General features: G+C 69.4%; 8 protein-coding genes. 4 read left to right on the top strand and 4 right to left on the bottom strand.

The annotated features are described in order from the left end of the window. The first annotated feature begins 5 nt into the window (after positions 1 to 5). The 3 genes from RNB18_RS08945 (at position 6) to RNB18_RS08935 (ending at position 2560) form a co-directional block, all read left to right on the top strand. Positions 6 to 578: an RNA 2'-phosphotransferase gene (locus RNB18_RS08945; RefSeq protein WP_311713578.1), complete on the top strand. Its 573-nt coding sequence runs from the start codon at positions 6 to 8 to the stop codon at positions 576 to 578. Between the two features lie 113 nt (positions 579 to 691). Continuing rightward, positions 692 to 1594 carry an LLM class flavin-dependent oxidoreductase gene (locus RNB18_RS08940; protein WP_311713577.1) on the top strand — a complete coding sequence of 301 codons (903 nt, stop codon included), beginning with the start codon at positions 692 to 694 and terminating at the stop codon, positions 1592 to 1594. A gap of 81 nt (positions 1595 to 1675) precedes the next feature. Beyond that, a complete protein-coding gene (locus RNB18_RS08935; RefSeq protein ID WP_311713576.1) occupies positions 1676 to 2560 on the top strand; it encodes a Cof-type HAD-IIB family hydrolase in 885 nt (294 codons plus the stop codon). Between the two features lie 14 nt (positions 2561 to 2574). Here the strand turns inward: RNB18_RS08935 and cydD are convergent, their stop codons facing one another. The 4 genes from cydD to hisC all read right to left on the bottom strand — a co-directional run bounded on the left by cydD (position 2575) and on the right by hisC (position 9930). Continuing rightward, positions 2575 to 6078, bottom strand: coding sequence for a thiol reductant ABC exporter subunit CydD (gene cydD / locus RNB18_RS08930; protein ID WP_311713575.1), 3504 nt, complete (start codon positions 6076 to 6078; stop codon positions 2575 to 2577). A gap of 58 nt (positions 6079 to 6136) precedes the next feature. Then, positions 6137 to 7141, bottom strand: a complete 1005-nt coding sequence (gene cydB / locus RNB18_RS08925; RefSeq protein WP_311713574.1) for a cytochrome d ubiquinol oxidase subunit II — start codon at positions 7139 to 7141, stop codon at positions 6137 to 6139. An 18-nt stretch (positions 7142 to 7159) separates the two neighbouring features. Further along, a complete protein-coding gene (locus RNB18_RS08920; protein ID WP_311713573.1) occupies positions 7160 to 8665 on the bottom strand; it encodes a cytochrome ubiquinol oxidase subunit I in 1506 nt (501 codons plus the stop codon). A 185-nt stretch (positions 8666 to 8850) separates the two neighbouring features. Continuing rightward, positions 8851 to 9930, bottom strand: a complete 1080-nt coding sequence (hisC, locus tag RNB18_RS08915; protein WP_311713572.1) for a histidinol-phosphate transaminase — start codon at positions 9928 to 9930, stop codon at positions 8851 to 8853. Between the two features lie 424 nt (positions 9931 to 10354). On the opposite strand from hisC, the gene RNB18_RS08910 reads away from it, so the two are divergent. Beyond that, positions 10355 to 11467 (top strand): LacI family DNA-binding transcriptional regulator, encoded by a 1113-nt coding sequence (locus RNB18_RS08910; protein WP_311713571.1) that lies wholly within the window; start codon positions 10355 to 10357, stop codon positions 11465 to 11467. Positions 11468 to 11636: the final 169 nt, after the last annotated feature.

Below are 11636 nucleotides of genomic sequence, written 5' to 3'. Positions count from 1 at the left end.
GCGGGATGAACGAGAACAAGCCACGCGAGAGGGACGAGAGACGCACCGTGAAGGTCTCGAAGTACCTTTCCAAGCATCTGCGCCACCAACCCGAGCGCATCGGGCTCACGCTCGACGAGGCCGGCTGGGTCGAGATCGACGTACTGATCGCAGCGGCCACCGAGCACGGCTTCCGCTTCACCCGGGACGAGCTGGACCACGTGGTCGCCGCCAACGACAAACAGCGTTTCGCGATCGACGGCACCCGTATCCGCGCCAGCCAGGGCCACAGCATCGACGTCGACCTCGGACTGCCACCGGCGACCCCGCCGCCGTACCTCTACCACGGCACGGTGGCGCGCTACCTGGACGCGATCCGCGCCGAGGGACTGCGCCCCATGAACCGGCACGACGTTCACCTCTCGCCCGACCGCGAGACCGCGACCCGGGTCGGCGCCCGCCGCGGCCGTCCCGTCGTGCTCTCCGTGGACGCGGAAGCCATGCACCGCGACGGCCATGTCTTCCACGTCAGCGCGAACGGCGTGTGGCTGACCCAGGCCGTTCCACCGCGCTACCTGCGGTTTCCCGAGCAGCACTGAGACGGCACCCTGCCCCACGAGGCCCACGTCGAGCTCGGCGGCCGGCCCCAGGTGGATGTGCGGCTGAGTCACGGTTTCACGTGAAACACGGCCCGGCACATACGCTCGGACACATGAGTCTGCGTCTGAGCACCGTGATCCTCCCCTACCGCCGCTGGAACGAGGGGAGCCGCGAGGCATGGCAACGCGCGGACCAGCTCGGCTTCCACACCGGATACACCTACGACCACCTGTCCTGGCGCACCTTCCGCGACGGCCCCTGGTTCGGTGCCCTGCCCACACTGACCGGTGCAGCGGGCGTCACCGACCGGCTGCGCCTGGGCACCCTGGTGACCTCGCCGAACTTCCGGCACCCGGTGAACCTCGCCAAGGAACTGATCACCCTCGACGACATCTCCGGCGGCCGCGTCACCCTCGGTATCGGCGCGGGCGGCACCGGCTTCGACGCCACCGCGCTCGGCCAGGATCCGTGGAGCCCGCGCGAGCGTGCCGACCGGCTCGCCGAGTTCGTCCCGCTGCTCGACCGCCTGCTCCGCGAGGACTCGGTCTCCTACGAGGGCGACTTCTACTCGGCCCACGAGGCCCGCAACATCCCCGGCTGTGTCCAGCGGCCCAGGCTGCCCTTCGCCGTGGCCGCCACCGGCCCCCGCGGCCTGCGGCTCGCCGCACGCCACGGGCAGGCGTGGGTGACCACCGGCGACCCGAAGCTGTACGAGAACGGCACGCCCGAGCAGTCCCTCCAGGCCCTCCGCGGCCAGATCGAGAAGCTCACCGACGCCTGCGTGTCGCTCGGCCGGGACGTGAACTCGCTCGACAAGGTCCTGCTCACCGGCTTCACCCCGGACCGCGGGCGCCCGCTGGCGTCCCTCGACGCCTTCGTCGACTTCGCGGGCCGCCACCGGGAGCTCGGCTTCACGGAGCTTGTGATCCACTGGCCGATCCCCGACTCGGACTTCGCCGCCGACGAGAAGGTCTTCGAGCAGATCGCCATGGAGGCACCGGCACAGCTGGGCTGAGGCGGCACCGGGGCGGGTGAGGTCCCCTCCCGCGTCGTCTATGTCTCACCTGTGCGGGCACCCGCCCGGTCGTGCAGGCATATGCGGGAGACTGAGCGGGTGACCTCAGCTACTCGACAGCCCGAGACCCCGGCCGCCGGCATACCTCCGCGCCTGATTGCCACCGATCTGGACGGCACTCTGCTGCGCGACGACAAGTCGGTGTCCCCCCGTACGGTCGCGGCTCTCGCCGCCGCCGAGGAGGCGGGCATCGAGGTCTTCTTCGTCACCGGCCGCCCGGCCCGCTGGATGGACGTCGTCAGCGACCACGTCCACGGCCACGGCCTGGCCATCTGCGGCAACGGCGCAGCCGTGGTCGACCTGCACGGCGGCCCCGGCGCCCACCGGTTCGTGAAGGTGCGCGAGCTGGCTCGGGAGAACGCGCTGGACGCCGTAGGGCTGCTGCGGGAGGCAGCGCCCGGCACGGTGTACGCGGTGGAGCAGACGTACGGCTTCTACCAGGAGCCGGACTATCCCAAGCTGCACATGGAGATCCCCGACAACCTCGCACCGGCCGAGGAGCTGCTGGCCGAGGACGGACCTGGTGCCGCCGAACCGGTGCTGAAGATCCTCGCCTACCACCCCTCGATCGACCCGGACGCCTTCCTGACCCTCTCGCGCCTCGCCATCGGCGACCGCGCCAACGTCACCCGGTCCAGCCCCAGCGCCCTGCTGGAGATCAGCGGACCCGGGGTCTCCAAGGCCAGCACGCTCGCCCTGTGCTGCGCAGAGCGGGGAATCTCGCACGAGGAGGTCGTCGCGTTCGGGGACATGCCCAACGACGTCGAGATGCTCACCTGGGCCGGACAGTCGTACGCGATGGGCAACGCCCACCCGGACGTGATCGCCGCGGCCTCGGGCCGGACCGTCGCCAACAACGACGACGGGGTGGCCGTCGTGATCGAGCGGATGCTGGAACGGCGGTAGGGGGCTGCTGCGGCTCAGCCGGCCGGAGCCCCGTGTGCCGCCACCAGCAACTCCGACTCCGCCTCCCGCTCGGCCATCCCCCGCAAAGGCCCCTCCACGCCCGCCAGCTCCGCGTAGGACCCTCGCTGCACGACCCGTCCCTCATCGAGTACGACCACCTCGTCCACCGACTCGAGTCCTGCCAGCCGGTGCGTGATGAGGAGTGTCGTACGGCCTTCGGTGGCGGCCAGCAGATCGGCGGTGAGCGCATCGGCGGTGGGCAGGTCGAGATGCTCGGCGGGCTCGTCCAGGACGAGGACCGGGAAGTCGGCGAGCAGTGCCCGGGCCAGCGCGAGCCGCTGCCGCTGACCGCCGGACAGCCACGCCCCGTGCTCGCCGACCAGGGTGTCGAACCCGTCGGGCAGGCTCTCGGCCCAGTCGAGCAGGCGGGCCCGCTTCAGCGCGTCCCGCAGCTCGTCCTCGGTCGCGTCCTTCTTGGCGAGGAGCAGGTTCTCGCGCACCGAGCTGTCGAAGAGATGCGCGTCCTGCGCGCACAACCCCACCAGCCGCCGTACGTCGTCGCTGTGCAGCCCGTAGGCGTCCACACCGCCCAGCGTGTAGGTGCTGGCGTCCGCGTCCAGGAAACGCAGCAGCACCTGCGCGAGCGTGGTCTTGCCGGAGCCGGATGCGCCGACGACGGCGATCCTCCGGCCCTCCGCCAGGCTCAGGTCGAGGCCCGTGAGCGCGTCCCGGTCCTGGCCCTCGTGCCGAGTGGTCAGCCCCTGGAGGACGACCGGGAACGGGGAGGCGGGCGCCTGCCGAGCAGACTCCGGTTCCCGCACCGGCTCGGGCGCGTCCAGCACCTCATGGACGCGCTCCGCGCTCCTGCGCACCCGCTGCCGGTACTGCACGGCGAGCGGCAGCCCGAGCACGGCCTCGAAGGCTGCCAGTGGAGTGAGCACCACGACGGCCATGGCGACCCCGCCGAGCCGCCCGGAGGCGACCGCCTGGGCGCCGACGAGGGCGGTCGTGGTGACGGTCAGACCGCAGATCAGGGCGGTGAGCCCGTCACCGAGGGCGGTGGCGGTGGCGGCACGGGAGGCGATCCGGGTGAGGACGCCGTCCGCCCGCCGTGCCTCGGCGGTACGGGCGGGCAGAGCACCGGCGACGGTCAACTCCGCGGTCCCGGTGAGGAGATCGGTCACCCGCGTCGCCAGTTCACCGCGGGCGGGGGCGAGCCTGCGTTCGGCGCGGCGAGCCACGGCTGCGGTGATGAGCGGGACACCGGCACCGGCGGCCAGCAGGCCCACGGCGAGCGCGGCACCCGCCTCGGGCAGCAACCAGGCCGTGAAGCCCACGGAGGCCGTGGACACCCCGAGGGCGGCACCGGCGGGCAACAGCCAGCGCAGCCAGTAGTCCTGGAGGGTGTCCACGTCGGAAACGAGCCGTGAGAGCAGATCACCCCGGCGGGCCGTGCGCAGACCGGCCGGCGCCAGTCGCTCCAGGCGCCGGTACACGGCGACCCGAGTGTCGGCGAGCATCCGCAGCACGGCGTCGTGCGACACCAGACGCTCCGCGTACCGGAACACGGCCCGGCCGATCCCGAAGGCCCTGGTCGCTGTCACGGCCACCATCAGATACAGCACGGGCGGCTGCTGCGAGGCCCGCGAGATCAGCCACCCGGAGGTGGCCATCAGACCCACGGCACTGCCGAGCGCGAGGCTCCCGAGCAGCAGCGCGAGCGCGAGTCGGCCTCGTCGGGGGCCTGACATGGCGCGAACCCGGGAGAGAACGCTGCGCGCCTCGGTCGGCGGCTCGGTCGTTCCGGGCTCGGCCGAAGCGGGGCTGCTGTCCTCGACCGCACGTGCCGCGGACGCCCTGGCCATGGCCTCCACCGGGGCCTGTACCGCCGGCTCCGCCAGCCGCACCACCCGGTCCGCCACCCCCAGCAGTGCCGGCCGGTGCACCACCAACAGCACCGTCCGCCCGGCCGCGAGTCGCCGTACCGCCGTCACGACCTCCGCCTCGGTGGCTCCGTCGAGCGCCGCCGTCGGCTCGTCGAGGAGCAGTACCGGCCGATCCGCGAGGAACGCCCGGGCCAGCGCGAGCCGTTGCCGCTGCCCGGCGGACAGCCCGGCCCCGTCCTCGCCGAGCACGGTGTCGGCCCCCAGGGGCAGCGCGTCGATGAACTCCAGCGCCCCCGCGTCCCGCAACGCCCTTCGCACTGCGGTCTCGTCGGCGTCGGGGCGGGCCAGCCGTACATTCTCGGCAATCGTCCCGGCGAACAACTGCGGCCGCTGCGGCACCCACGCGATGCGCGACCGCCACTCTTCCAGGTCGACCTCGGCGAGATCGGCTCCCCCGACCCGCACCCGTCCTTCGGCCGGCCGCACGAATCCCAGCAGGACGTTCAGCAGCGTCGACTTGCCCGCGCCGCTGGGCCCGACCAACGCGACCGTCTCCCCGGGCGCGACCTCGAAGGACACGTCCGCAACGGCGTCATCCGAGCGCCCCGGGTACGTGACCGTGACATGTTCGAAGGCCAGCGCACCTTCGGGCACCGCAGCGGTACCCGACCTCGGCACCGGCGTCTCCAGCACCGAGAAGATCTCCTCGGCGGCGGCCAGCCCCTCCGCCGCCGCGTGATACTGCGCGCCGACCTGCCGCAGAGGCAGGTACGCCTCGGGGGCCAGGATGAGGATGACCAAGCCGTCGTACAGGTGCATCTCGCCGTGGACGAGTCGCATTCCGATCGTCACGGCGACCAGTGCCACCGAGAGCGTCGACAGCAACTCCAGGGCAAAGGAGGAGATGAAGGCGATCCGCAGCGTCCGCATGGTCGCCTGCCGGTACTCGCCGGTGATGCGTCGAATCGACTCGGCCTGCGCCTTGGCCCGGCCGAACACCTTCAGCGTCGGCAGTCCCGCGACGACGTCCAGGAAGTGCCCCGACAATCTGGACAACAGCCGCCACTGACGGTCCATCCGGGACTGAGTGGCCCAGCCGATCAACACCATGAACACGGGGATGAGTGGCAGGGTCCCGACGATGATGGCCGCCGAGACCCAGTCCTCGGTCACGATCCGCGCCAGCACCGCCACCGGCACGACCACCGCCAGTCCCAACTGCGGGAGGTAGCGCGAGAAGTAGTCGTCGAGGGCGTCGACCCCCCTGGTGGCGAGGGCGACCAGCGACCCGGTCCGCTGCCCGCTCAGCCACCCGGGCCCCAGCGCTGTGGCCCGTTCCAGCAGCCGCCCCCGCAGTTCCGACTTCACTGCGGCACTCGCGCGGTGTGCCGCGAGCTCGGTGAGCCAGGAGACGAGCCCCCGACCGACAGCGACGGCCGCCAACAGCAGCAGGGGAGTGCGGAGTTCTGCGACCGCCAGACCGTGCTGGAACGCACCGACCACAACCTCTGCGACGAGCATCGCCTGGGCGATGACCAGCAGAGCGCCGAGGCCGCCCAGGCCAACCACAGCCACCAGGAAGAGGCGGGTGGCCCGGGCGTATCGGAGCAGACGCGGGTCGATCGGTTTCACGTGAAACACACCCTCTTCTCAAGGGGCATGTTTCACGTGAAACATGCCCACCTCGGGCTCAGTGCGCGGCTTCGGCGATGTGCTGTGTGCCGATCCGCTTGCGGAACACCCAGTACGTCCAGCCCTGGTAGAGCATGACGATCGGTGTGGCGATCCCCGCGCACCAGGTCATGATCTTCAGGGTGTAGGGGCTCGACGAGGCGTTGGTGACCGTCAGGCTCCAGTCCGCGTTGAGCGAGGACGGCATGACGTTCGGGAAGAGCGTCAGGAAGAGCATCGCCACGGCTGCCACGATGGTGACGCCCGACAGGGCGAACGACCAGCCCTCACGCCCGGCCTGGTTGGTCACCAGGGCGGCGACCAGTGCGGCCACGGCGACCACCAGCGCGACCAGGCTCTTGGCGTCGCCGCTGTCGACCTGCGTCCAGAGCAGGAAGATCAGCGCCAGCACGGCCGAGACGAGGCCGACCCGGGTCGCCAGCTTCCGCGCCCGCTCCCGGATCTCCCCGACGGTCTTCAGGGCCGTGAAGACCGTTCCGTGGAAGGTGAACAGCGTCAGCGTCACCAGTCCGCCGAGCAGGGCGTACGGGTTGAACAGGTCCCAGAGGGTGCCGACGTACTCGAAGTGCTGGTCGATCTTCACCCCGTGCACGATGTTGCCGAAGGCCACGCCCCACAGGAACGCCGGGATGAGCGAGGTCCAGAAGATCGCGGTCTCCCAGTTGCGCTGCCAGTTCTCCTCGGGCCGCTTGGCCCGGTACTCGAAGGCGACCCCGCGGACGATCAGGCAGACCAGGATGACCAGCAGCGGCAGATAGAAGCCGGAGAAGAGCGTGGCGTACCAGTCGGGGAAGGCGGCGAAGGTGGCACCGCCCGCCGTCAGCAGCCACACCTCGTTGCCGTCCCAGACGGGACCGATGGTGTTGATCAGGACACGCTTCTCGGCCCGGTCGCGGGCGAGGAGCTTGGTGAGGACACCGACCCCGAAGTCGAAGCCCTCCAGGAAGAAATAGCCGGTCCACAGGACGGCGATGAGGACGAACCAGACGTCGTGAAGTTCCATGACTCGCTCTCCCTCGGCCTAGTACGAGAAGGCCATCGGCTTGTCGGCGTCACGGGTGTCGCCGCCGATCTTCGTGGGCGGGTTGAGGTCGGCCTCGGTGAGTTCGGGCGGGCCGGCCTTGACGTACTTCACGAGCAGCTTGACCTCGACGACGGCCAGGATGGCGTACAGAGTCGTGAAGACGATCATCGAGATGAGTACCTCGGCCTGGGAGACGCCGGGGGAGACCGCGTGCCGGGTCTGCAGGACGCCGTAGACGACCCATGGCTGGCGGCCCATCTCGGTGAAGATCCAGCCCCAGGAGTTGGCGATCAGCGGGAAACCCAGGGTCCAGATCGCCACGAGCCAGTAGAGCCTGCCGAGCTTGGGGCTGAGGGCCTTGTTGAAGAGGACCAGATGCGGAACCTCGTCCTCTCCGACGCGCAGGTGCTGCGGGAGCATGAACCTCTTGCGGGTCAGCCAGAGTCCGGCCAGGCCGATGGCGAAGGACGCCATGCCGAAGCCGATCATCCAGCGGAACGCCCAGAAGGTGACCGGAATGTTGGGCCGGTAGTCGCCCGGTCCGTACTTCTGCTGCTCGGCCTTGTTGACGTCGTTGATGCCGGGGACGAACGAGGTGAAGTCGTCGTCGGCGAGGAAGGACAACAGGCCGGGGATCTCGATGGCCACGGTGTTGTGGCCCTTCTCCACGTCGCCGTAGGCGAAGATCGAGAAGGGTGCCGAGTCCTGGCCGTCCCACAGGGCTTCGGCGGCCGCCATCTTCATCGGCTGCTGTTTGAACATGACCTTGCCGAGGGTGTCACCGCTGATCGCGGTGAGCATGCCGGCGATGACCACGGTGACCAGACCTAGGCGCAGCGAGGTCTTCATCACGGCGATGTGCTTCTTGCGGAACAGATGGAATGCCGCGATGCCCACCATGAAGGCGCCACCGGTCAGGAAGGTGGCCGACATCGTGTGGAAGACCTGGGTGAGCGTGGTGTTCTGGGTCAGTACCGCCCAGAAGTCGGTGAGTTCGGCACGGCCCTTCTCCTTGTTGATCCGGTAGCCGACGGGGTGCTGCATCCACGAGTTGGCCGCGAGGATGAAGTACGCCGACAGGATCGTGCCGATCGAGACCATCCAGATGCAGGCCAGGTGGATCTTCTTGGGCAGCTTGTCCCAGCCGAAGATCCACAGGCCGATGAAGGTGGACTCGAAGAAGAAGGCGATCAGTGCCTCGAAGGCGAGCGGGGCGCCGAAGACATCGCCGACGAAGCGCGAGTAGTCGGACCAGTTCATGCCGAACTGGAACTCCTGCACGATGCCGGTGACCACACCCATCGCGATGTTGATCAGGAAGAGCTTGCCCCAGAACTTGGTGGCCCTGAGGTACTTCTCGTTCTCTGTGCGCACCCAGGCGGTCTGGAGGCCGGCCGTGAGGGCGGCCAGAGAGATCGTCAGAGGGACGAACAGGAAGTGGTAGACGGTGGTGATGCCGAACTGCCAGCGCGCCAGGGTCTCCGGCGCCAGAGCCAGGTCCACGTCGCCGCTCCTTACCTCACAGGCTTGTGGAACAAATGCTTGCGAAGCGACCGCTTGTGAAAGCGTTCACATTCACAAGCCAGTATGCCGCACCTGCTTTCGATAGATGAAGGGGGGTCCCGGTCAACCACCGGAACCCCCTTGCCAGCCCGCCCTGACCAGCGCAGAAGCGCGGTCGGTGTGAGCTAGAGCTCCTTGCGGAACCCTTCCGCCACCTTCAGGAAGATGTCATTCGCCTCGGTCTCCCCGACCGTCACCCGCACGCCCTCGCCCGCGAACGGCCGTACGACCACACCGTGCTGCTCACACGCCGCAGCAAAGTCGACCGTGCGCTCCCCCAGCCGCAGCCACACGAAGTTGGCCTGAGTCTCGGGCACCGTCCAGCCCTGGGCTCGCAGTCCCTCCACCACGCGGTTGCGCTCGCAGACCAGTGAGCCGACCCGGCCCAGGAGTTCGTCCTCGGCCCGCAGCGAGGCGATCGCCGCCTCCTGTGCGATCTGGCTCACCCCGAAGGGCACCGCCGTCTTGCGCAGCGCCGCGGCCACCGGCTCGTGGGCGATCGCGAAGCCGACCCTGAGGCCCGCGAGGCCGTACGCCTTGGAGAAGGTGCGCAGCACGCAGACGTTCGGCCGCGTGCGGTACAGCTCCACACCGTCCGGCACCTCGGGGTCACGGATGAACTCGCGGTAGGCCTCGTCGAGCACCACCAGCACGTCACTCGGCACCCGGTCGAGGAACCGTTCCAGCTCGGCCCGCTTCACGACCGTGCCCGTCGGGTTGTTCGGGTTGCAGACGAAGATCAGCCGGGTCCGCTCGGTGATCGCTTCGGCCATCGCGTCCAGGTCGTGCACGTCGCCCGCCGTCAGCGGCACCTGTACCGAGGTGGCACCGCTGATCTGCGTGATGATCGGGTACGCCTCGAAGGACCGCCAGGCGTAGATCACCTCGTCGCCCGGTCCCGAGGTCGCCTGGATCAGCTGCTGGGCGACGCCGACGGAGCCGGTGCCCGTGGCCAGATGGGAGAGCGGGACGCCGAAGCGCTCGGACAGCTCGTTCATCAGACTCGTGCAGGCCATGTCCGGGTAGCGGTTGAAGGAGGAGACGGCGGCCGTCACAGTCTCCAGCACCCCCGGCAGCGGCGGATAGGGGTTCTCGTTGGAGGACAGCTTGTAGGCCACCGGACCGCCGGCAGCGGCGGGCTTGCCCGGCTTGTACGTGGGGATACCCTCCAGCTCGGCGCGCAGCTTGGGGCTCGTCTCGCTCACCGCAGTCCTCCTCATGACCACCGACTCATGGCGTCCGACTCCCGCAGCCGGCATCCAATACTGCTCACCTTATGAGGATTGGGCGCCGCTGCGTACACGTCAGAGCGAACCTCGTCTGCCCCACAGGCATCAGGGGCATCACCGTACGAAGGCAGACGAATCAGGGGGCGCGGTCACATATATCTATGCGCCGGTGGCTCGCGCCGTGGCGCGCGTCACCCGTGCAGGTGAGTTGAGACCTCTTCGAAACATCGGGGACTTGGCAGGCCCATGCGTGCCGACAAGTTACGTAATGCCATTGGATCGTTTAACTGGCTCTGTTTCAAAGGTAGTTGACGCCATATGACCTTGCAGAAACGTGCCTGTCAACGCGTGCATATGCGTCCGCCCTACCCCACCGCATGAGCCCTACTATCGGCTCGCCATGACAGCAGCAGGGAAGCACCAGGTGAGCCGCGCGGAAACCTCCCGTCGAGGCAGCCGGCCGGGCCGGGCGGGCATCAGAGACGTTGCCGCCGCCGCCGGAGTCTCCATCACGACCGTCTCCGACGCCCTGAACGGCAAGGGCAGGCTCCCGGACGCCACCCGCCGCCATGTCAGAGAGGTCGCTGACCGGCTGGGCTACCGGCCCTCAGCCGCGGCCAGAACCCTCCGTACCGGCAAGTCGGGACTCATCGGCCTGACCGTGACGACGTACGGGGATGAACCTTTCACCTTCACCGAGTTCGCGTACTTCGCCGAGATGGCGCGGGCCGCGACCTCCGCCGCACTCGCCCGCGGCTACGCCCTCGTCATCCTGCCCGCGACCTCACGCCACGACGTGTGGTCGAACGTCGCCCTGGACGGCACCGTGGTCATCGACCCGTCCGACCAGGACCCGGTCGTCAGCGAGCTGGTCCGGCAGGGTCTACCGGTGGTGTCCGACGGTCGCCCGGCCGGTACCCTCCCGGTCACCGCCTGGGTCGACAACGACCACGAGGCCGCCGTCCTCGGCATCCTCGACCATCTGGCCGAGGCCGGCGCCCGCCGCATCGGCCTGCTGACGGGGACGACGACGGACACGTACACCCACCTTTCGACCAGCGCGTATCTGCGGTGGTGCGAGCGGGTCGGGCAGGACCCGGTGTACGAGGCCTACCCCGCACACGATCCGTGCGCGGGCGCCGTCGCCGCCGACCGGCTGCTCGCCCGCCCGGACCGGCCGGACGCCGTCTACGGCCTGTTCGACCCGAACGGCACCGACCTGCTGGCCGCCGCCCGCCGCTACGGGCTGCGCGTCCCCGACGACCTGCTGATCGTCTGCTGCAGCGAGTCCACCGTGTACGCCAGCACCGAGCCGCCCGTCACCACGCTCTCCCTCAAGCCGCGCCGCATCGGCACGGCCGTGGTCCAGCTCCTCATCGACGCCATCGAGGGGGTCGAATCGGACCAACCGGTCGAGCAGGTGATACCGACCGAGCTGATCGTGCGCACCTCCTCCCAGCGGCGTGCCCCGCGCACGACGGTCAGCTCGCCGCGGTCGCCCGAGGAGAAGTAGCAGGAAGCGGCCGGGCGAGGGTCCAAGCCCGGCCCAATCGGGGCGAATGCCGCGGTGAACAGGAGTCTTGCTCCGATTCACTACCCCTGGGTCATCACATGGCGCGATCCGCATTCCTATGATGGGCCCCACGACACCGCGGGCCGCTGCGACCAGGCAGTCCGAAGCG

Source organism: Streptomyces doebereineriae (assembly GCF_031845645.1).
Classification (GTDB): Bacteria; Actinomycetota; Actinomycetes; order Streptomycetales; family Streptomycetaceae; genus Streptomyces; species Streptomyces canus.
Note: the sequence above shows the minus strand (reverse complement) of the source record. Positions and strands in the feature narration are given on the sequence as shown.